We start from the raw sequence: 20,261 nt of genomic DNA on the forward strand, positions 1-20,261 counted from the left end.
CTTTATCTGCGAATTAGTTGTTAACGCTTTCATATTTTATCCGAATAAGCGATATGTTTTTCTTGAAGTTTGCGTTTTAAGATTTTACCGACCGCCGTCTTCGGAAGTTCACTTTCAAATGTGATTGCTTTTGGAACTTTAAATGCAGCGAGCTGCCTTCGGCAATAATCCTTCAATTCGTTTTCAGTTATCCTTTCACTTGGTTTTAGAACTACCGCAGCATGTACCGTTTCACCGCGATATTGATCGGGAACGCCAAAGACGGCAGCTTCCAGAACCTTAGGATGGCTGTATAGAATATCTTCAATTTCAATTGGATAAATATTGAATCCGCCTGCGATGATCATCTCTTTCTTCCGTCCCACAATGTAAAAGAAGCCATCTTCATCCATCTTGGCAATATCACCAGTATGCAGCCATCCGTTTTGAATCGTCTGCTGCGTCTCTTCAGGCATGCCCCAATAACCTTTCATTACCTGTGGTCCCTTTATGACCAATTCACCTGGTGTATCAACCAAGAGGGCTGGCTCTCCTGTAATACTGTCAATTATGGCGGCATCAGTATTTTGTATAGGAACCCCGATACTTCCTGGTTTTTGCAGGCCGCTAACTGGATTCCGGTGCGTGACTGGTGACGCCTCGGACAGACCATAGCCCTCTGCAATCTTTGTTCCACTCAATTCGTTAAACCTTGACAATACATTCAATGGCAATGGTGACGAACCCGAAACGCAAGATTTCAATGTATGCAAATCAAATGGATGGGACTGGTAATATTGTAATAAAGCAATATACATCGTCGGGACCCCCGGAAAAATAGTCGGTTTAATATTATTGATTAAATCGACGATCTCCGTCACCTCAAACCGGGATACAAGAATTAATTCCCCGCCATTATAAAACGTCAGGTTCATCCCTGAAGTCATACCGTAAACATGAAATAATGGGGAAACGCCAAGTACCCTTTCCTTCCCCTTTTGAGTATTGATTCTTGAAGTGGCTGCACTTTGCAGCGTATTGGCTACGATATTACGATGGGTTAGCATCGCCCCTTTAGAACGTCCTGTCGTTCCTCCTGTATATTGGAGGACGGCAACATCTTCGGCAGGTTCAATCTCCACTGTGAAATCCGCCTCTGTTACTGATAGTAGCTTTTTTGTCATTTCACATTTGCCCTTTTCCAGCGACACGCTCAACACCTTTTCAACATCGGTTTCAGCTATAACGGCTTCAACTATTGGCAATAAATCGTCGAGCACAATGATGTGCCTTGCACCTGAATCTTTCAAGACATGTATTAATTCGTTCGCCTTATACATTGGATTGATTTGGACAACAATGGCTCCATTCAAAAGAGTTCCAAAAAACCCAATTGGATATTGGGGACAATTAGGAAGCATAAGAGCCACACGATCTCCCTTTCTAATACCTTCATCAGCAAGCAAGCGGGCACATCTTTTCACTAACTTCCCCAGCTCTGAATATGTATACCTTTGCTCCATGAACGTAACCGCTGTTTTATCCGAATATTGTTCGACTGATTGATAAAATAGTTCTGTCAAAGACATTTCAGGAATATCAATCTCTATTGGATTTCCTTTCGGGATATGCTTTTTCCAAGGTCTATCCATTGGCCCTCCCCTTTCTTCATTCAAAAAAATAAAGAAGTCATACTAACAACATGCAAGGAGTGTGCCAAAAACAAATCGTTATATTACGTTGAATCAATTAATGGTGAAATTCAAAATTGAATTATTTGCTGCGCTCTTGATGATATTAGGTTCATAATACTAGGATTTAAATTTGACTCAATAAGTCATTTTTGAATTGAGAAATTGCTTTCGTAAAACAACTCAACTTTTAGTTCGGGGCATGTGGGGATTATTTTCTTGAAGGATATAACTGGTCATTTATAGGAAAATAAAACGGGATGCTGATTAAGATCAGCATCCCGTTCAAAAAATGATTCACTGCTCTATGGCAGAGTCATCTTCCAATGATATTTTCCATAATTCTTTCGCTTTTCCACTAACCGTTTCATCAAAAACAAATGAACCATTCGTATATCGATCATGATTTTTTAATGAAGCGGCATGAATCGTTTCAATGGTTCCCTTTTCAGAAAGAATGAATAAACTGTCGGTTTTGTTAATAATATCGAAACCAATGACCCTATGAGGATTCGATTTCAATTCCCTCAAGACCACGACACCGCGTTTTGCCCGGCTCGTTTTTTCAAACTCGGTTAATTTCATTTTCTTTATGGCCCCACGCTGTGTAACGATAAAGATCGATTCTTTACTATCCTTGGCCAAAACCTTTCCGCCAATGACATAGTCATTTTCTTTCAAATTAATCCCTTTGACTCCTGCTGCCCGGACACCGACAACACTTACTTCTTCTTCATCAAACCATAAACCATATCCGTTATGAGTGACTAGGAAAAGGTCAGCCTGTCCATCGGTATGATGGACATCGACCAATTCATCGTCACCTTTTAAATTAACACCAACCAGCGGTTTTGAATGACGCTGGGCTTTATAGGAAGCTAATTCTGTCTTTTTCACCATACCATTTTTCGTGATGAACACTAAGAATTCCGGCAGGGTAAAATCTTTGATTGGAATCGCTTTTATGATTTGTTCTTCCCTGTCTATTGGAATGATGTTCGCGATATGCTGACCGGTTTCCTTCCAGCGAATATCAGGAAGCTGATGAACTGGACAATAGAGGTAGTTCCCTTTGGATGTGAACAGCAACAGGACATCTGTTGTATTCATCTCCAGTCTCTGGAGCATGCGATCGGAATCCTTCATGCCAAAATCAAGACCGCCTGATGCTGCATAAGATCGTAACGATGTCCGTTTGACATAGCCTTCTTTCGTCACGGTAACCATCACGTCTTCACTTGCAATCAAGACTTCAAGATTGATTTTGATTTCTTCAATTTCTTTTTCGATTTTGGAACGCCGTCCGTCATCAAAGCCCTTTTTAATGAATCGAAGTTCTTTTTTAATTACTTGAAGAAGAACTTTTTCACTGCCAAGAATCTTTGTCAATTCCTCAATTTTGTTCTTCAATTCCGCTGCCTCTGCTTCAAGTGCTGTTATATCCGTATTCGTCAGCCTATATAACTGCAAGGAGACAATGGCTTCAGCTTGCGCTTCTGTAAAAGCGAATTTAGCAATGAGGTTATCTTTAGCATTCCGTTTGTCTTTAGATGCCCGGATAACAGCGATGACTTCATCTAATATGGATAAAGCCTTCACTAAACCATCGACGATATGTGCCCTGTCATGAGCTTTTTGCAACTCATAACGTGAACGATTCACGATTACCTCTTTACGGTGTTCGATATATGCATCGAGCATTTTTGGCAGGCTCATCAATGTTGGCCGTTTTTTATAAATCGCGACCATATTGAAATTGTATGCAATTTGGAGATCGGAATTTTTGTATAAATAATGCAGGACTCCATTTGCATCTGCTTCTTTTTTCAGTTCGATGACAATGCGCAGTCCTGTACGGTCGGTTTCATCCCTTACTTCGGCGATACCTTCCACTTTCCTGTCTAGACGGAACTCATCCATTTTCTTAACAAGGTTGGCTTTATTGACTTCATATGGGATTTCAGTGATGACGATTTGCTGTTTGCCGCCCCGAATCGTTTCCACTTCCGCCAACCCGCGAATGATTATTTTCCCTTTACCTGTTTCATAGGCCTTACGAATGCCTTCAATTCCTTGAATTATACCGCCAGTAGGAAAATCCGGCCCTTTAATGACCGTCATTAAATCAGCTACTGTCGCTTCCGGCTTATCGATTCGCATAATGGCAGCATCAATGACTTCACCTAGTTGATGTGGCGGGATTTCAGTAGCATAGCCGGCTGAAATTCCTGTAGAGCCGTTTACAAGCAGGTTAGGGAACATTGCAGGCAATACAATGGGTTCTTCTGAAGTATCATCAAAGTTCGGTACAAAATCGACCGTCCTTTTTTCAATATCCCGCAGCATCTCGGAGGCAATTGATGAAAGCCTTGCTTCCGTATAACGCATCGCAGCAGGCGGATCACCATCAATACTACCATTGTTTCCGTGCATTTGGACCATGACCTTCCGCAGCTTCCAGTCTTGGCTCATTCTAACCATTGCCTCATAAACGGATGAATCTCCGTGAGGGTGATAGTTACCAATTACATTACCGACCGTTTTTGCGGATTTCCTAAATCCTTTTTCCTGAGTATTTCCTTCGACATGCATCGCATACAATATCCTGCGCTGTACCGGTTTTAAACCGTCCCTTGCATCAGGTAGTGCCCGATCTTGGATAATATATTTACTATAACGCCCGAAACGGTCACCAATTACCTCTTCAAGCGGCAAATCACGAAATGTTTCTTCAAATACCATCGTTATTGACCTCCTCTTCAATCGACATATTTTCATTATCTAAAATATTCGATTCCTCTTCGAGACCAAAAGCGACATTGGCTTCAATCCACTTACGACGCGGTTCAACCTTATCTCCCATCAACGTTGTCACACGTCTTTCCGCACGGGCACCGTCATCGATCTTCACACGTATCAATGTCCTTGTTTCCGGGTTCATGGTGGTATCCCATAATTGATCGGCATTCATCTCACCCAGCCCTTTATAGCGCTGAATCATATAGCCTTTCCCCACCTTGTCTATCGCTCCCTGAAGTTCCTCGTCGCTCCAAGCATATTCAATAACTTCTTTCTTCCCGGTCCCTTTACTCACTTTATATAAAGGGGGCAAGGCAATGTAAACCTTTCCTGACTCTATTAACGGCTTCATATAGCGATAAAAGAAAGTCAGCAGCAGCACTTGGATATGGGCCCCATCCGTATCGGCATCAGTCATGATGATAACTTTATCATAGTTGGTGTCCGGCGTATTGAACTCCGCCCCGACACCCCCGCCGATGGCATGGATGATCGTATTTATTTCCTCGTTTTTAAAAATATCCGCTAGTTTTGCCTTTTCCGTATTGATAACTTTACCACGTAATGGCAGGACTGCTTGGAAACGGCGATCGCGCCCTTGTTTAGCGGATCCCCCAGCAGAGTCCCCTTCTACAAGATACAATTCATTCCGTTCGGGATTTTTCGATTGAGCCGGTGTTAATTTCCCAGAAAGGATGGCATCGGATTTTTTCCGTTTCTTCCCGCTTCTTGCGTCTTCACGAGCTTTGCGCGCCGCTTCCCTTGCTTGGAAAGCTTTAATCGCTTTTTTAACCAATAATGTACTGGTGGTCGGATCTTCTTCAAAAAAGTAGGCTAAGTGCTCTGATACGATGGAATCGACTGCAGAACGGGCTTCACTGGTTCCAAGCTTGCTCTTGGTTTGTCCTTCGAATTGAAGAAGTTCTTCAGGGATACGTACAGAAATGATTGAAGACAAGCCTTCACGTATATCGGTACCTTCGAGGTTTTTATCTTTTTCCTTCAATAGCCCCATTTTTCTGGCATAATCATTAAATGCCCGTGTCATGGCCGTTTTTGCGCCAATCTCATGGGTGCCTCCGTCTTTCGTTCTAACGTTATTTACAAAGCTTAAAATATTTTCTGAATAACCATCATTGAATTGAAAAGCGAGATCTACTTCTATCCCATTTTGTTCCCCTTCCAAGCTGACTACACTATGAAGGGTCTCTTTTTCTTCATTTAAGTAATCCACAAACGCCTCAATTCCATTTTCATAATGAAAAGTTTCGTTATGGTCGTTACGTTCATCCGTCAATTCTATCTTCATGCCTTTTAAAAGAAAAGCCGATTCGCGAAGACGCTCACATAAGATATCATAATTAAAAGTCGTCACCGAAAATATTTTCGGGTCAGGCTTGAAGTGGATTTTGGTCCCAGCTTGATTGGTTTTACCGATTTTCTCCAGAGTGGTTTCTGGCTTTCCGCCATTGAAAAAACGTTGTTCGTAAATGAATCCGTCCCTTTTGATCGTCACGACAAGCCATTCAGACAACGCGTTAACGACCGAAGCACCGACTCCATGTAGGCCTCCACTCGTTTTATATCCGCCTTGTCCAAATTTACCTCCAGCATGAAGAATCGTCAAAATGACTTCAGGCGTCGGTTTACCCAATTTATGCATGCCAATAGGCATTCCACGCCCTTTATCTGACACACTTACACTGTTATCTTTATGTATTTTCACACTTATTTGGTCTCCATATCCAGCTAAAGCCTCATCTACGGAGTTATCTACAATCTCGTACACTAAATGATGAAGTCCGCGTGCATCAGTACTGCCGATATACATACCGGGACGTTTTCTGACCGCTTCGAGTCCTTCCAGTACCTGAATTGCATCATCATTGTACTCGATTGTTTTTACTTTCTTTGCCACAGAAATTCCCCTTTCCTTACTAAACACAATTTCCGGGCCAAATCATACTGCAATGAAATGACTCACTAGCTTAACAAATACATTCATACGTTAATATCATATAAAAAGTATAATACTTTCACGAACAAAGAACAAGTGTTCTATTTTTTTCGTCCCTTTTATTAGCGTTAGCATCTTTGATTGGAACATGAAAACGTATCATAGCTACCATTCTAATTGTAGCGGTAAATTTTCATTTGGCAAATATACTTTTATTATTTTAATCAAATTAAGCCTTAATGGCATAAATTTGCCCGATCGCTCAATGCCCGCTATGGCTGCATTTTAGTTTTTCTCCGGGGAGATACAGCGATACCTTAAAAAAAGAGCGGGAGTTCCGCTCTTCATTTTACTTAGTAAGGGCGTGTTCGACTTTTATGCATCGATTCATGATGACAGTATATCCTTTTTCTTTCAAAAAATTATAGGCTTCTTCATTTTCCACCCCTAGCTGCGCCCAAAAGATATCTGCATCGATTTCTGCAAATTCCTTGGCTATCTCGGGAAGGAACTCTGAACGGCGAAAAACATTGACGATATCGACGTGCCCTTCAATATCTTTCAGGGCTTTAACTGCCTTGACACCCAGCACTTCAGATACAGCAGGGTTTACCGGGATGATTTCATAACCGCTTTCCTGCATGGCCTTAGATACCATATAAGAAGTGCGTTCAGGGTTGTTAGATAAACCAACGATAGCGATGCGCTTCGATTTTTTCAACATCTTTCCCATTTCTTCTCTGCTTGGATTTTCTATCATTCTTTTCCATCCCCTTTATAATAAAATGTAATATTTGAATATAGAGTATTCCTTAAGCTGGTTATTACCATTATTAAGAAAAACCATTATACAAGAAAGAATAAGTTTCGAAAAGACATGACTCACTTAACTGCCTTTATGTTCATACAGACTACCACGTATTGTAACAATTTATACAAGGAGGCATCCTTCATTTTTATATTTACGAAAATAAGGAAGCCTAAACCTTTTATCCTCTATGAACTTAACGTATATCAAAAGATGTAAGTTCATCAAGGAAAATTCATTTTTTCAGTGGATTTTTTTTTGGACAGCCGTACCATTTTGTCACGAAAATGTTACAATAAGAGAAGCTTAACAGGTATTTTAAGGCTGTTTTAAGCTATTTCTACTCGTTTATTTTTGAAAAAGGGAATAATCGTCCCTAAAACGTGTTAAAAAAAGAAGATTTTTCTTTAAAGAAAGGGTAATAGAATGCTTACATTTATCACTATACTGGCTGCCTACCTGATCGGTTCGATTCCTTCCGGTTTAATAATTGGTAAAACCTTTTACAAAATCGACATTCGGGAGCATGGCAGTAAAAATCTGGGCGGGACAAATACCTTCAGGACACTTGGTGTCAAGGCAGGTCTAACCGTTACTATCATGGATATACTTAAGGGTACCCTAGCAACTTTTCTGCCGTATATGCTAGGCGTGGACATGCATTTATTGCTAGCCGGAGTTATTGCGGTAGTCGGTCATATGTTTCCCATTTTTGCAAACTTTCGGGGCGGAAAAGCGGTGGCAACTTCTGCTGGTGTCATTCTTGCTTATGAACCATGGTTTTTTGTCTTTGCCGTCATCATTTTCTTTATATCCTTATACATATCCAAATATGTCTCGCTTTCATCCATGATTGCTTGTCTGCTTGCTCTCATATACAGTTTAGTTTTTCATATTGATGACCCGCCGCTCATTATTGTAATCAGTATAATAACGATCTTCATTTTTTACCGGCATCGCGCAAACATTAAGCGGATTATCGATAAAACTGAACCGAAGGTAAAGTGGTTGTAAGAACATGCGCATATCCAAGTGAAAATAGGCCCGTATGCATGGGCCTATTTTCCATTCTACAATTCATTTGCCGTGTTATTCAGGATACCTGCATGCCTCGAAACCTTTTCAGTAGCGTTTCCGATTTCCTGGATGATTGACACTAATCCTTGAATAGTCATTTCCATTTCTGTAGAATCCGTTATATTCCCTTTGATAACTCCGATTATTTCATTAAAGGAATTTTCTGTTAACTCCGATTCTTTCTCGCCTGCTTGAACCACTTCCTTGACCCTTAGGACAGAATCAACAACATCTTTCATATATTCATTTGATGTTTGCACGATTGCATCTATTTCAGCTATCGACTTTTTAGTCTGTTCAGCAAGTTTCCTGACCTCATTCGAAACAACTGCAAATCCATTACCATGTTCACCTGCACGTGCAGCCTCGATGGCTGAGTTCAATGATAGTAAATTTGTCTGGTCGGCTATTCCTTGTACAAGCTTAACAAACTCGGTAATGCTTAAGAAGGATTGGTTTAATAAAACGATCTTTTCATCAACATTTTTCATGAAAATAACAAGGTTTTGTATCTTTTCCGTTAAGATCTGCATACGATTCTGCCCCTCTTCAGCCAATGTTTTTGAACGAAGTGATAGTTCAGCGCGCGTTGCGATCTGCGTTTTGACATATTGCCCGTTTACTATCAATTGCTTAACGGAAGCCTCCGTTTCTTCACTTAAATTCAGGACTTCTTCACTAACTAACGAGATTTTCCTTCTCACTTCCTCTTTTATTTCCTTATAATGATTTTCCCTAGCTTTTAAATTTTCCACTTCATATGCCTCAAGGACTAACTGCTGTTCGAGATTGAGTATTTTTCCTATCGCTGATATTAATGCCATCTGCTCTTCTTCATTTCTGCTTTGTTCAAAGACAATTCTTTGCATGTAATTCTGTACATTTTGAAAACCGGATGAATACCACCGGGGCTGTAATCCAATTCGATAATGGGTCTTCGCCACCTTCGTCCGCAATTCAACAAAATCATCGTCAATCACACCATTGAATAAAGATAGCATATGAGTAATTAACGTTTTCCTCAATTTTCCCACTGTGCTGTGCTCCGTGATTATCCCTTTCAATTCAGGTACCTGCAGAATCGTTTGATAAAAGGTATCAACAACTCTCTCAACCTGGGGTTCGATTGCCTCTCTAAAAGCATGGATCAGCTTTAAATCGAATTCGGTTAAATCGATGATATTCACCTGAAGTTTCACCTGTTCACTGCTTACGTCCAATATGCCATCTGTTACTTTAGCTTTTTGAAACCAGATTGCTTTTTCCGGCCTTCCTTTTATGAAAATCCCCATATCCCACTCCCCCTAATTTTGTAATTAACGTTAAAGCTAACCCAAGATTTACCACCAATCCGATATGATTCTTTATATCCACTTAATTTAAAATAAATAAGATCTAATATAAAAAATGATCCTTTCAGACTACTCATATTTTTATTTTGGCCTCATTTTAATTCTTTTGTCAAGGTAAAAGGCACTAGAGTATGTCTACATTAACTTCCAATCAAAAGAAAATTATGGATTTCGTCTAATGGAGAAATGGTCAAGTAAGGATTGAATAATTGGAGAACAGAGGCTACACTGGAACTAGCTATTAAATATCGATAGGAGAAAGTGCCATGAAGCCATTGCAAATATCACCGGAAACCGCATTAAAGTTATCCAAGTCTCTAAACTTGCCTTTAGAGCAAATCATGCATATGCCAACCCCCGTCTTGCTGAGAAAGCTTGCCGAGGCTGAAGCAAAAGAAAAAGAAAATACAAAATAGCTGCAGGAATCTGCAGCTATTTTTGTGTGTGCTCATATGTGTGCGAAACGACCTTACGGATTACTTCTTGAAAGGCGTTCCATTCTTCCCATTGATCTTGAAACTGAGCAATACCCACTTTCGTCGCATAATAATATTTCCTTTTCGGTCCTTCTATGGAATCCTGCCAGTAACTATTTAAATACTCTTTCTCTTCCAGCCTTTTTAAAGCTGGATATAACATGCCTTCTTTATAATGTAAATAACCATCACTTAACTGTTTGAGCTGTTCGATCATCTCATACCCATACATATCCTTTTGAGCCAATAATGAAAGCAACACCATTTCCGTACTACCTTTTAACAGCTCCGTTTTCCGCAAATCAGCAGCCCCCTCTTTATAAGGAAATTAATTAGATGGCATTTCGTTTTATCATCACAATATATTATTTTTCAGAATCTTGCTTACCCCATAAAATATACAAATATTCCGAATATTCTTCTATCACTTTGTAATATTTAGCTTAGAAATCAAAATAGGCAAAAAAACCGCACATGGGCGGTTTTCAATTGGTGAAAGTCAATTCTTTTGCAAAATCAGGCAACGGCTTCTTTTTGACTGATATTAAATGTTCATTTTCATATGTAAAGGCAAATTCTAGTGGTGGTTCATCCTGTAATATATCTTTTAGATAATACTTTATGTTGGACACAACTTCATTTGCCTCCATAACCCATTGATATGGCTTCCAGGCAAGTTCCCCTTCATCACAGGCTGATAGCCCGCCACCTGCCTCTTCAGCTCGGTAAACATACATTCCACCCGTTTGATTCCATGTCACAATCCCTCGAAAGGCCATCCCCTTTACCTTCAATCCAGTTTCTTCAAGAATTTCGCGTTCCATCGATTCATCGATGGTTTCACCTTGTTCTATTTTCCCGCCTATACCATTCCATTTATGCCTATTGGGATTCTTTTGGCGAAATAGCATCAACACTTCATTTTCGTTGAATCTTTTTCGAGTTATGAAACAAATATTATATATAATATCCATGGTTGTTTCCTTTCTTAAACGCACATTATTCGCATCTACTTCATAATTACTTTATACTTAAATAACGAACCTCTAGGAAGGAGAATTAGTATGAAACTGACCATTTCCGATCAAGCAGCTAAGTGGTATATTGATGAGCTGGGGCTTCAAGAAGGCACTCATTTGCGCTTTTACGTAAGATATGGCGGGCATAGTACCGTCCAAAGCGGCTTTTCACTAGGTATCATGCCAGAAGAACCTGAAACTGCAGCAGTCGTAACCACTATGAATGAGATAAATTTTTATGTAGAAGAAAAGGATTTATGGTACTTTGATGGTCACGATTTACTTATTACTTTTAATGAAAAACTGACTGAACCTGAATTTCACTACGAAAAGAGTGCTTGACCCATGCAGCAGCGGTGTAAACTGCTGTTTTTTCTTGTTCAATCGAGCAGGCGCTCTTTAATATCTTCCGCCCTAAGAATTTCCGCTTGCTTATCCCCTAAAAGATCGAAATGAGAATAGCCATCCTTTCTATGATGAATCCACTCTTTTTTCAGCCCGTATTTCTTACCCCACTCCGATAAACGCCGTAAATCATTACACCCCACTTTTGTAACCGTCTTGCAACCAGGAAATCGGTCATCCAGCCAATAATGAGTTAAAAAAGCTATTTGGCCTTGATCGATTTTCTGCTTCCAGGCTACTACATCTACCCGTTTAATCCCAAAAGCCATTTCTTATTCACCTCAATGATTGTAATTAAACCAATTCATCATGCTTTTTATTTTTCTCATAGGCCTCATGCCATTCAGGATACATGCGCTTAATGGATATCGGGCGGAAGCTCTCCTTTTTAACGCAAACATGGGAAGAATAACCTGTAGCAGCCACTTCATTTTTTCCATTAACGATTTCATACCCATAAACGACTCGTAAGCCGTCATATTTTTCAATCCAGGTTTTAACTTTTACCTTATCACCATATCTAACAGGGGTTTTATACGAAGCCTGAATATCCATAACAGGTGAAAGGATGCCATCCGCTTCCATATCAGCATAATAAAATCCTAAATCATTTATCAATTTTGTCCTGCCTAGTTCCATCCATATAAAATAATTCGCATGGTATACAACTCCCATTTGATCTGTCTCTGCATACCGCACTTCAATTTCATTTTCAGCTATGAACATTTTGTTTCCCCACTTTCATTTCTATTGCAATAAACATTTTACCATAACAATTGTGCAAATTTCATTTAGACTGTCTTAATTGACTGCTTCCCTGCCATGAACCTTAAATAAAAGAGGAGAAAGAGTTTCTTGCCTCTTTCTCCCCTTTACCTTGTTGGTTAAATATTATCGTTACTATAACCGCTTTCCCGTGCTTCTTGCTCATCTTGCATTTCTTCCTTCATTCCATCAATGCTCTTTCTTCTTCGGTCATTTTTGGCCTTAATTGCCTCTTTTTCCTCCCCTGAAGAGAATGACAACGTTTCATTTGCCGCGATTATGTTTTCTTCTGTATTTTGAATCGCATCCTGAATTTTTTCAACATTATCCAAACGGTTATCCTGATTGTGTTTATATGAGCCCATTAATTTCACCTCATGTTATTTTGTTTACATAATATTATTACGATTACTTTACCCTTGATTACTCACCTTTAGTTTGAATGACTTGAGGATGTTTCCCTGATTTGTCCTGCATTTTCTTCCCGTTATTGCCACCCGCTGCTATTGGTTGTGTCCCTAGATGGCTCGGTCTAAAGTGTTTGGAATCTTTTTTTGGATTACCCATTTTATCGCCTCCTCCTCTTATCATGGATATAAAAGACGAAATTCATGAATGCCAGTTTTTGAAAAAGTCATGAAAAAAGAGCCAGCGCTTTGAAGGGACCTTCATGGCACTGGCTCTTTTGAAAAAAACTTTTGCAAAACCTATTCAGCCTTTTGCATATGTTTTTTTTCAAGACGTTCCTCAAGTCTTTCCATTTGTTTAACGTCCATCAATAATTCCTTTTTGTTTTCTTTAATTAATTCTTCAAATGTCCTTTTTCTTTTTTTCATCCTTTTCACCTACTTATTTTTAATATACTATTCAGTATTGCCAAATTAACGTAAAATTATGACTATATGGTGTCCATCCCTAAAATTGTCATAATTATCAGATTTTTAACCTGATAAAATTACATTTCTCCACTCTCTATACTTTAACCCTATTTTCATGAACATTAACCATAATTTTTTAAATTTTTTGATTTTTACATTAAATTTTGACAACTTTGTTAACAAATAATAAAACGGAACCTCATAAAGGTTCCGCCAGACTGTAGTCAAATTTCTGAGAAAAGTCAATTTACCTACAGTTTTGTCCTGAAATCCGCTCCCTTTCCGCCGACTGTCTGCCAAGCCTCCTCGCCGCAAGCGTCTCCGGAGTCTTGACTAGCCAGTTATTCGGCAGGAGTGTCGCTAATTTCGTCAATACTGATGGAAATTCATAAAGGTTCCCCTACTGCATACTATTTATATTTCGTTCCATATCTTTTAGTTGCATGGCTGAAATTACCTTATTCCTGATAATGCCTTCTTTGTCGATGAAGTAAGTTGTTGGTATGCTAAGAATCTTGTAGCGCTCATTCACTGGATTTTTTGCACTTTGACTGTCCAGCGGAATGGTAAAAGTAATTCCATTATCGTCTACAAAGGATTGTACATCATTTTCCGGGTCAATATTGACAGCAAGTACGACGACATCATCACCCGCTTGCTGTGTATATTTCTCCATATCCGGCATTTCCTTCTTGCAAGGCGGACACCACGTTGCCCAAAAATTCAGCATTACCTTTTTACCCTTATAATCAGATAATTCAACTTGTTTCCCATCCAAAGTTTTCAGGGAGAAATTCGGTGCTTTAGCTCCAATTTTCAATCCTCCCAAAGCATCTTTTTCGTCATTTTCCTTTGATTCATTATCCATAGCCTGCACGATCGCTACTGTAATAAGTGACAGTAAGGCCACCGAAGCAATAATTTTTTTAAGCATACTCGTCCCCCTAGTCCCATTACAATAAAAATATTAGTCCATTTCCAGAAATAGAACAACTTCCCTATTCCATCTTAACAATAAAAGGACCTCCGGAAAAGTGTATTTCCTTTAAATCATATCATGATATCACTTTGTTTCATAAACTTGACACAAAAAAAAGCGGTAAACCTGACAAGTAGGTTTACCGCTTCCTAAAAGCTGAAATTAGCCTTTTAATTTATTACGTAATACCATTTGAAGGATACCACCGTGACGGTAGTAGTCGATTTCGATTTCGGAATCGAAACGAACAAGTACATCAAATTCTTTTACGTTTCCAGCTTCATCAGTAGCTGTAACTGTTACGATATCACGCGGTTTAACTGTTTCGTCGATTTTAACTGCAATCGCTTCTTTACCAGTCAATCCAAGCGTTTCAGCGTTTTCGCCTTCTTTGAATTGAAGTGGAAGAACACCCATTAATGCAAGGTTAGAACGGTGAATACGTTCAAAGCTTTCAGCGATGACTGTTTTGATGCCAAGAAGGTTAGTACCTTTTGCAGCCCAGTCACGAGAGCTTCCCATACCATAGTCTTTACCAGCGATGACTGCAAGACCTGTTCCATCAGCTTTGTATTTCATACAAGCATCATAGATAGCCATTACATCGCCTGTTGGCCAGTAAGTAGTGTAACCACCTTCTGTACCTGGAGCAACTTGGTTACGGATACGAATGTTTGCGAATGTTCCACGCATCATTGCTTCATGGTTACCACGACGAGAACCGTAAGAGTTAAAGTCACGCGGTTTCACACCGTTTTCACGAAGATAGATACCAGCTGGTGTATCTTTACCGATTGCACCTGCAGGAGAAATGTGGTCAGTTGTTACTGAGTCACCGAATTTACCTACTACGCGCAAGCCAGAAAGTGGGTTAACTGAACCTGGTTCTGGTGATAATCCTTCAAAGAATGGAGGATTTTGAATATATGTTGATTTAGAATCGAAAGCGTAAATTGCTTCGTTACTTGTTTGGATTTCATTCCAACGTTTGTTATCGTTGAATACTGTTTCATATTCTTTACGGAATAATTCTGGTGTAACTGTTGCTTTAACAGCAGCGTTAACTTCTTCTTGTGATGGCCAGATATCAGCAAGATATACATCGTTACCATCTTTGTCTTTACCAAGTGAATCATTGTTAAGATCGAAGTCCACAGTACCAGCAAGTGCATATGCAACAACCAAAGTTGGAGAAGCAAGATAGTTTGCTTTCACTAGTGGATGAATACGACCTTCAAAGTTACGGTTACCAGAAAGTACTGAAGTTACTAGAAGATCTGCTTCAGCAACTGCTGCTTCGATTTCGTCCGCTAATGGACCTGAGTTACCGATACATGTTGTACAACCGTAACCAACTACGTTGAATCCTAATTGATCAAGGAATGGTTGAAGACCTGCATCACGAAGGTAACCAGTAACAACTTTAGAACCTGGTGCCAATGATGTTTTTACATAATCAGGAACAGTCAAGCCTTTTTCAACTGCTTTTTTAGCAATAAGACCTGCCCCAAGCATTACGTATGGGTTAGAAGTATTTGTACAGCTTGTGATTGCAGCAATTGCGATCGCACCTGTTTTCATTACCGTTTCTTTACCATCGGCAAATTTAACAGTCACTTCTTTATCCAATTCAGAATTGTCCATGCCGAAACCTTGGTTACCCATTGGTGCATTGATAGCATCATGGAAAGATTGTTTCATTTGAGAAAGTGGAATCAAATCTTGCGGGCGTTTAGGGCCTGAAAGGTTTGGTTCAATTGCTGAAAGGTCGATTTCCACAACATCATTGTATGCTGGATCTTCGTTTTCAGGAGAGTAGAACAATCCATTTTCTTTGCAGTAAGATTCAACCACTTTAATTTGTTTTTCATCACGGCCTGTTAAGCGCATGTAATCGATCGCTTCTGCATCAACAGGGAAGAAACCAACTGTAGCACCGTATTCAGGAGCCATGTTAGCGATTGTTGCACGGTCAGCAAGTGGAAGGTATCCTACTCCTGGGCCGTAGAACTCAACAAATTTACCAACTACGCCGTGTGCACGAAGAACTTGTGTTACTTTCAATGCAAGGTCAGTAGCTGTTGTACCTTTAGGAAGTTGGCCAGTTAGTTTAACACCAACCACTTTTGGAACTGGGAAGTAAGAAGGCTGTCCAAGCATGCCTGCTTCTGCTTCGATACCGCCGACACCCCAACCAAGAACACCAATACCGTTGATCATTGTAGTATGTGAATCTGTACCAAAAACAGAGTCAGGGAATACTTCAAAATCGCCGTTTGGAGTTTCAACTGCATGCACTACGTTCGCAAGGTACTCAAGGTTAACTTGGTGAACGATACCAGTTGCTGGTGGAACCGCACGGTAGTTATTGAATGATTTTTGAGCCCAGCTTAGGAACTGGTAACGCTCTGCATTACGTTCGAATTCAAGATCCATATTGGCATCAAGGGAATCAATAGTACCTGCTTTATCAACTTGTACAGAGTGGTCAATTACAAGGTCAACCGGGATTTCCGGGTTGATTTTATCAGGATCTCCACCAAGTGCAGCGAATGCATTACGTAGAGAAGCTAAATCAACAACAACTGGAACACCAGTGAAATCTTGTAGGATAACACGAGATGGCTTGAAAGGAACATCTATATCTTGTTGCTCGCTTGTTCCCCATTTAGCAAGGTTCGCAACATGTTCTTTTGTGATTACTCTTCCGTCTACTTGGCGAAGTACCGCTTCAAGTAAAACTTTAATGGAATATGGAAGGCGAGATACTTGGCCGTCCCCTGCTTTTTCAATAGCGTCTAGGCTGTAGTAGTTGTAGCGTTCCCCTTCAATTTCAAAGGACTTACGCGCTTGGTATACGTCATTTTTCGTCATGAATATTACCCCCTATTAAACTGTCAGAACGTATTCTGCACATAAAAGTAAAACCTGGTTCACTGAAACCATGTTTACCATAGATATAAGTAAAAAAGTTAGTTTGTCGAATTTTCTCTCTCTTCTCCCACCCTAACTCTTCCTTCAACTTAATACTAATATAGAAATGAGTATAAGTAAATAACAAGAAAGTTATTGTTTTTGATAAGTTTCTCTTATAGAAAAAAATCCCCCACATATTAAAGTGCATTTAGGAAGCCTTGATGATATGCATTTTATTGAAAATCCCCCTATTTGTGTCCTGATAAATTATTCCAGCAAAACATATTAGAACTTCATACATAATCATTCGACATTATCGCATTCTATGGGTGGAGGTGTCGAAATGACAAAACAAAAGGCAAATCATGTTATACCAGGTATGAATGCTGCAAAAGCGCAAGGTAATGGAGCTGGATACAATGATGAACTGGGAAATGAACCGCCATTATCCGAAATGCAAAGGCAAAATAATAAAAAAAGAAAGAAAAACCAATGATTTCCCTCATTTCTAGGCGTTAAATAGGATAGGCTTTTTGAAATGGCAGTTGTACTGCATTTTTCAAAAAGCCTATTCCATTCTAAAAATCAGGAAACGCACAAGTAAAACGCGCAAAAACTCACGAGTAAAGCGCATGAATTAACGACGATAGAACTGTCACTCAATAGTCCTCTGAATTGACCTCATTGACGATTGCCTGAATATCCTGTTCGAATTTTTTCAATTGTTCTTTCTGATGTTCGGAAGCGGTGATTAAAGCAGACTGTATTTGCTGATAGGCCTCGTTCACTTCCTGCTTCACATGTTTCAATTCTGTTCCGTAATTCGGTGCGTTCTTCTCAATGGATGAGTATACATCAAATACCTGTTGATAACTTTGCTGGGCTTCCTGGAAAGTCCTTCGCTTATCTTGTTTATCCTGCATTTGGGTTCAGCTCCTTAATTAGTGTCCATCAATAGCATGTACGAGGTTTGCAAATATATGTATGTGAATAAAATTTCTCGGACTGATTATCTTAAGAGATAGGAGGGATAGCACATGAACAAAAACGATGGTAAAGATATTCGAAAAAATGCTCCTAAAGGAAATAACCCAGGTCAACCTGCACCGTTAAGCGGTTCTCATAAGGTGAAAAACAGACAGCACACCCGTCAGAAGCATAATAGCAGTCATGATATGTAAGCTGCTTAAATAATCGTTCCATAACAAAGCGGTGCCGCCCTGAAAAGGCAGACACCGCTTTCGTTTTATATTTGTGAAGCAAATAAGTCACATGAAGGATATTCGATACCTTCCTATTATATGGGCATATTTTTTGGCAGCCTTTCACGGGTTTAAACGTTTCAAGTCCGTGCCATTCCCTTTTTCAATACAGTTCAGCCAAAATAACGATGATATAACGTTTTTGCTTCTGCAATATCTTTTGTTCCATGAATCAACGCCCGCCCATCTTTAAAAACGACCAACCGATGGGTTCCGATAGTAAATGAAAGTAAATAAGGATTCCTAACAATCTTACCACCTTGTGCGAGAAGATTGTTTTCGAGTTCCGCTAAGTCTCTTTCAAGATTCCACGCTGGCCGAATCTGGACAGAATCCCTTCCGCACAAAACGGCTGTCTTTGTTCGATTTGAATAGGAGAGGTGGGGATACGTTCGATTTGACCCACATGACAAACAAGTATCTTTTTTTAATTGAGCTACATTTATGGATGAATGTTCATTTTTCCAAAGATCAAATGAAACGATTTTGTTTCTTAGTGATTCATAATCTTCTACAAGGATTTTTAATGCTTCCGCCATTTGATGGGCAACGACCGTTTGAACAGCAGGGCTGATGATTCCCGCCGTATCACATGTCAATCCTCCCATTGGAACCGTTTCCAGCAAACAATTCAAACATGGTGTCACCTCTGGGATCACCGTGTAACTTATCCCATAACTCCCAACACAGGCCCCATAAATCCAGGGTATGTTATATTTTTGCGCAGTATCATTAATAAGCATCCTGGTATCGAAGTTATCAGTGGCATCCAATATTAAATCCACGCCTTCAACAAGCCTCGCCAGTTCATCAACCGAAACATCCGCCACATGCGATTTTACGATAACGTCCGAATTTAGCGCATTCAAACGATTCTTAGCTGCTACTGCTTTCGGTATTCTTTTTAGTGCATCTTCTTCACAATAAAGCTGTTGTCTTTGAAGGTTGCTCCACTCTACATAATCTCTGTCCACAATGGTGAGTTTCCCAATTCCTGCTCGTACAAGGCCTTCCGCACTTCCCGTACCAAGAGCACCCGCTCCAATCACCAAAACATGTTTTTTGCGAATTTTCAATTGCCCTTCTTCCCCTATAGGGCCAAAAAGTTCTTGACGTGAATAACGTTCATTCATCCAATGCTCAATCCTTCAACTGGGCTGCTTGCTATCGCGTAATCATTTTTTTCGATTCTTCCTGCTTCATACCCTAATCGACCTGCCTCAATGGCAAGTTTCATTGCTTTCGCCATTTTGACGGGGTCTTTTGCTCCGGAAACAGCAGTGTTAAGCAATACGCCATCCGCCCCTAATTCCATGGCGATTGCCGCATCAGAGGGCGTTCCAATCCCTGCATCAACAATTACTGGAACCTCTGATTGTTCCATGATGAATCGTAAGTTCAGTGGGTTTATAATGCCTTGACCAGAGCCAATTGGTGAAGCTCCAGGCATTATTGCATGGCACCCCACTTCTTCCAGGCGTTTAGCGAGCAACACATCATCCGAAGTATAGGGTAATACGGTGAATCCCAGTTTCACTAATTCTTCAGCAGCTTTCAATGTTTCAATCGGATCAGGCAGCAGTGTTTTTTGACAGCCAATGACTTCTACCTTAATCATGTCACATAAGCCAGATGCCTTTGCAAGATGGGCTATGCGCACTGCTTCTTTGGCTGTTTTAGCTCCTGCTGTATTGGGAAGGAGTGTGTATTTTTTCAAATCAAGCTTTTCTAAAAAATTGGGCTGACTGGCTTCAAAAATGTTCATTCTCCGGACCGCAAATGTTAATATTTCCGTCTCCGAAACCTCCACTGATTGCTTTTGAACATCGAAGTTTGGATATTTTCCAGTACCTAATAATAATCTTGAAGAAAATTCATAAGAACCAATCTTTAACATA

22 protein-coding genes are annotated in these 20,261 nt (G+C 39.9%); 5 read left to right on the forward strand and 17 right to left on the reverse strand.

Annotated features, from left to right (window positions below):
* Positions 1-29 precede the first annotated feature (29 nt).
* The 4 genes from BS1321_RS00670 to BS1321_RS00685 all read right to left on the reverse strand — a co-directional run bounded on the left by BS1321_RS00670 (position 30) and on the right by BS1321_RS00685 (position 7,186).
* Positions 30-1,631 carry a long-chain-fatty-acid--CoA ligase gene (locus BS1321_RS00670; RefSeq protein WP_063233559.1) on the reverse strand — a complete coding sequence of 534 codons (1,602 nt, stop codon included), beginning with the start codon at positions 1,629-1,631 and terminating at the stop codon, positions 30-32.
* A 336-nt stretch (positions 1,632-1,967) separates the two neighbouring features.
* On the reverse strand, positions 1,968-4,412 hold the full coding sequence (gene parC / locus BS1321_RS00675) for a DNA topoisomerase IV subunit A (RefSeq protein ID WP_063233558.1): 2,445 nt from the start codon (positions 4,410-4,412) through the stop codon (positions 1,968-1,970).
* Entirely contained in the window at positions 4,402-6,387 is a 1,986-nt protein-coding gene (gene parE / locus BS1321_RS00680; RefSeq protein ID WP_063233557.1) for a DNA topoisomerase IV subunit B, read from the reverse strand. The genes parC and parE overlap by 11 nt, the downstream gene beginning before the upstream one ends.
* A 388-nt stretch (positions 6,388-6,775) precedes the next feature.
* Positions 6,776-7,186 (reverse strand): CoA-binding protein, encoded by a 411-nt coding sequence (locus tag BS1321_RS00685; RefSeq protein WP_063233556.1) that lies wholly within the window; start codon positions 7,184-7,186, stop codon positions 6,776-6,778.
* A 474-nt stretch (positions 7,187-7,660) separates the two neighbouring features.
* Here BS1321_RS00685 and plsY point away from each other — a divergent pair, with 474 nt between their 5' ends.
* Positions 7,661-8,248, forward strand: a complete 588-nt coding sequence (plsY, locus tag BS1321_RS00690) for a glycerol-3-phosphate 1-O-acyltransferase PlsY (RefSeq protein ID WP_063233555.1) — start codon at positions 7,661-7,663, stop codon at positions 8,246-8,248.
* Positions 8,249-8,304: 56 nt separating this feature from the next.
* Here the strand turns inward: plsY and BS1321_RS28550 are convergent, their stop codons facing one another.
* Positions 8,305-9,603: a globin-coupled sensor protein gene (locus BS1321_RS28550; protein ID WP_063233554.1), complete on the reverse strand. Its 1,299-nt coding sequence runs from the start codon at positions 9,601-9,603 to the stop codon at positions 8,305-8,307.
* Positions 9,604-9,929: 326 nt separating this feature from the next.
* On the opposite strand from BS1321_RS28550, the gene BS1321_RS00700 reads away from it, so the two are divergent.
* Complete coding sequence (locus BS1321_RS00700; protein WP_069981711.1) at positions 9,930-10,079, forward strand: YycC family protein; 150 nt, start codon at positions 9,930-9,932, stop codon at positions 10,077-10,079.
* A gap of 16 nt (positions 10,080-10,095) precedes the next feature.
* Here BS1321_RS00700 and BS1321_RS00705 read toward each other — a convergent pair whose 3' ends face one another.
* Complete coding sequence (locus BS1321_RS00705) at positions 10,096-10,440, reverse strand: PadR family transcriptional regulator (protein WP_230160709.1); 345 nt, start codon at positions 10,438-10,440, stop codon at positions 10,096-10,098.
* Between the two features lie 184 nt (positions 10,441-10,624).
* Positions 10,625-11,113 carry an NUDIX hydrolase gene (locus BS1321_RS00710; RefSeq protein ID WP_063233553.1) on the reverse strand — a complete coding sequence of 163 codons (489 nt, stop codon included), beginning with the start codon at positions 11,111-11,113 and terminating at the stop codon, positions 10,625-10,627.
* A gap of 90 nt (positions 11,114-11,203) precedes the next feature.
* Between BS1321_RS00710 and BS1321_RS00715 the strand changes: the two genes are divergently transcribed.
* Positions 11,204-11,500 carry a HesB/YadR/YfhF family protein gene (locus tag BS1321_RS00715; RefSeq protein ID WP_063233552.1) on the forward strand — a complete coding sequence of 99 codons (297 nt, stop codon included), beginning with the start codon at positions 11,204-11,206 and terminating at the stop codon, positions 11,498-11,500.
* A 38-nt stretch (positions 11,501-11,538) separates the two neighbouring features.
* Here BS1321_RS00715 and BS1321_RS00720 read toward each other — a convergent pair whose 3' ends face one another.
* The 7 genes from BS1321_RS00720 to acnA all read right to left on the reverse strand — a co-directional run bounded on the left by BS1321_RS00720 (position 11,539) and on the right by acnA (position 17,059).
* Positions 11,539-11,832: a hypothetical protein gene (locus tag BS1321_RS00720; protein ID WP_063233551.1), complete on the reverse strand. Its 294-nt coding sequence runs from the start codon at positions 11,830-11,832 to the stop codon at positions 11,539-11,541.
* 25 nt (positions 11,833-11,857) lie between these two features.
* Positions 11,858-12,289 carry an acyl-CoA thioesterase gene (locus BS1321_RS00725; protein ID WP_063233550.1) on the reverse strand — a complete coding sequence of 144 codons (432 nt, stop codon included), beginning with the start codon at positions 12,287-12,289 and terminating at the stop codon, positions 11,858-11,860.
* 158 nt (positions 12,290-12,447) lie between these two features.
* Positions 12,448-12,693 carry a small acid-soluble spore protein Tlp gene (gene tlp, locus BS1321_RS00730; protein ID WP_063233549.1) on the reverse strand — a complete coding sequence of 82 codons (246 nt, stop codon included), beginning with the start codon at positions 12,691-12,693 and terminating at the stop codon, positions 12,448-12,450.
* 58 nt (positions 12,694-12,751) lie between these two features.
* A complete protein-coding gene (locus BS1321_RS00735) occupies positions 12,752-12,895 on the reverse strand; it encodes an acid-soluble spore protein N (RefSeq protein WP_057275900.1) in 144 nt (47 codons plus the stop codon).
* A gap of 140 nt (positions 12,896-13,035) precedes the next feature.
* On the reverse strand, positions 13,036-13,164 hold the full coding sequence (locus BS1321_RS00740) for an FbpB family small basic protein (protein ID WP_081108788.1): 129 nt from the start codon (positions 13,162-13,164) through the stop codon (positions 13,036-13,038).
* A 442-nt stretch (positions 13,165-13,606) separates the two neighbouring features.
* On the reverse strand, positions 13,607-14,140 hold the full coding sequence (locus BS1321_RS00750; protein ID WP_063233547.1) for a redoxin domain-containing protein: 534 nt from the start codon (positions 14,138-14,140) through the stop codon (positions 13,607-13,609).
* A 207-nt stretch (positions 14,141-14,347) separates the two neighbouring features.
* A complete protein-coding gene (acnA, locus tag BS1321_RS00755) occupies positions 14,348-17,059 on the reverse strand; it encodes an aconitate hydratase AcnA (RefSeq protein WP_063233546.1) in 2,712 nt (903 codons plus the stop codon).
* A gap of 385 nt (positions 17,060-17,444) precedes the next feature.
* Here acnA and sspO point away from each other — a divergent pair, with 385 nt between their 5' ends.
* The gene (sspO, locus tag BS1321_RS00760) at positions 17,445-17,597 is read left to right on the forward strand and encodes a small acid-soluble spore protein SspO (protein ID WP_034312428.1); all 153 of its coding nucleotides are present in this window, start codon (positions 17,445-17,447) and stop codon (positions 17,595-17,597) included.
* 163 nt (positions 17,598-17,760) lie between these two features.
* Here sspO and BS1321_RS00765 read toward each other — a convergent pair whose 3' ends face one another.
* Positions 17,761-18,024, reverse strand: coding sequence for a hypothetical protein (locus BS1321_RS00765; RefSeq protein WP_063233545.1), 264 nt, complete (start codon positions 18,022-18,024; stop codon positions 17,761-17,763).
* Between the two features lie 114 nt (positions 18,025-18,138).
* On the opposite strand from BS1321_RS00765, the gene BS1321_RS00770 reads away from it, so the two are divergent.
* Entirely contained in the window at positions 18,139-18,282 is a 144-nt protein-coding gene (locus tag BS1321_RS00770) for a small acid-soluble spore protein P (protein WP_063233544.1), read from the forward strand.
* Between the two features lie 194 nt (positions 18,283-18,476).
* Here the strand turns inward: BS1321_RS00770 and BS1321_RS00775 are convergent, their stop codons facing one another.
* Together BS1321_RS00775 and BS1321_RS00780 are read right to left on the reverse strand one after the other, a co-directional pair.
* Positions 18,477-19,496 (reverse strand): thiazole biosynthesis adenylyltransferase ThiF, encoded by a 1,020-nt coding sequence (locus BS1321_RS00775; protein ID WP_063233543.1) that lies wholly within the window; start codon positions 19,494-19,496, stop codon positions 18,477-18,479.
* Positions 19,493-20,260, reverse strand: a complete 768-nt coding sequence (locus BS1321_RS00780) for a thiazole synthase (RefSeq protein ID WP_063233542.1) — start codon at positions 20,258-20,260, stop codon at positions 19,493-19,495. The genes BS1321_RS00775 and BS1321_RS00780 overlap by 4 nt, the downstream gene beginning before the upstream one ends.
* Position 20,261: the final 1 nt, after the last annotated feature.

The organism is Peribacillus simplex NBRC 15720 = DSM 1321 (assembly GCF_002243645.1).
Classification (GTDB): domain Bacteria; phylum Bacillota; class Bacilli; order Bacillales; family DSM-1321; genus Peribacillus; species Peribacillus simplex.

Excerpts from the sequence above, each read along its gene's own strand:
- BS1321_RS00670 (WP_063233559.1), bottom strand. The coding sequence starts at position 1,631 with ATGGATAGACCTTGGAAAAAGCATATCCCGAAAGGAAATCCAATAGAG.
- parC (WP_063233558.1), bottom strand. The coding sequence starts at position 4,412 with ATGGTATTTGAAGAAACATTTCGTGATTTGCCGCTTGAAGAGGTAATT.
- BS1321_RS00685 (WP_063233556.1), bottom strand. The coding sequence starts at position 7,186 with ATGATAGAAAATCCAAGCAGAGAAGAAATGGGAAAGATGTTGAAAAAA.
- plsY (WP_063233555.1), top strand. The coding sequence starts at position 7,661 with ATGCTTACATTTATCACTATACTGGCTGCCTACCTGATCGGTTCGATT.
- BS1321_RS28550 (WP_063233554.1), bottom strand. The coding sequence starts at position 9,603 with ATGGGGATTTTCATAAAAGGAAGGCCGGAAAAAGCAATCTGGTTTCAA.
- BS1321_RS00700 (WP_069981711.1), top strand. The coding sequence starts at position 9,930 with ATGAAGCCATTGCAAATATCACCGGAAACCGCATTAAAGTTATCCAAG.
- BS1321_RS00710 (WP_063233553.1), bottom strand. The coding sequence starts at position 11,113 with ATGGATATTATATATAATATTTGTTTCATAACTCGAAAAAGATTCAAC.
- BS1321_RS00715 (WP_063233552.1), top strand. The coding sequence starts at position 11,204 with ATGAAACTGACCATTTCCGATCAAGCAGCTAAGTGGTATATTGATGAG.
- BS1321_RS00720 (WP_063233551.1), bottom strand. The coding sequence starts at position 11,832 with ATGGCTTTTGGGATTAAACGGGTAGATGTAGTAGCCTGGAAGCAGAAA.
- BS1321_RS00725 (WP_063233550.1), bottom strand. The coding sequence starts at position 12,289 with ATGTTCATAGCTGAAAATGAAATTGAAGTGCGGTATGCAGAGACAGAT.
- tlp (WP_063233549.1), bottom strand. The coding sequence starts at position 12,693 with ATGGGCTCATATAAACACAATCAGGATAACCGTTTGGATAATGTTGAA.
- BS1321_RS00735 (WP_057275900.1), bottom strand. The coding sequence starts at position 12,895 with ATGGGTAATCCAAAAAAAGATTCCAAACACTTTAGACCGAGCCATCTA.
- BS1321_RS00740 (WP_081108788.1), bottom strand. The coding sequence starts at position 13,164 with ATGAAAAAAAGAAAAAGGACATTTGAAGAATTAATTAAAGAAAACAAA.
- BS1321_RS00750 (WP_063233547.1), bottom strand. The coding sequence starts at position 14,140 with ATGCTTAAAAAAATTATTGCTTCGGTGGCCTTACTGTCACTTATTACA.
- acnA (WP_063233546.1), bottom strand. The coding sequence starts at position 17,059 with ATGACGAAAAATGACGTATACCAAGCGCGTAAGTCCTTTGAAATTGAA.
- sspO (WP_034312428.1), top strand. The coding sequence starts at position 17,445 with ATGACAAAACAAAAGGCAAATCATGTTATACCAGGTATGAATGCTGCA.
- BS1321_RS00765 (WP_063233545.1), bottom strand. The coding sequence starts at position 18,024 with ATGCAGGATAAACAAGATAAGCGAAGGACTTTCCAGGAAGCCCAGCAA.
- BS1321_RS00770 (WP_063233544.1), top strand. The coding sequence starts at position 18,139 with ATGAACAAAAACGATGGTAAAGATATTCGAAAAAATGCTCCTAAAGGA.
- BS1321_RS00775 (WP_063233543.1), bottom strand. The coding sequence starts at position 19,496 with ATGAATGAACGTTATTCACGTCAAGAACTTTTTGGCCCTATAGGGGAA.
- BS1321_RS00780 (WP_063233542.1), bottom strand. The coding sequence starts at position 20,260 with ATGTTAAAGATTGGTTCTTATGAATTTTCTTCAAGATTATTATTAGGT.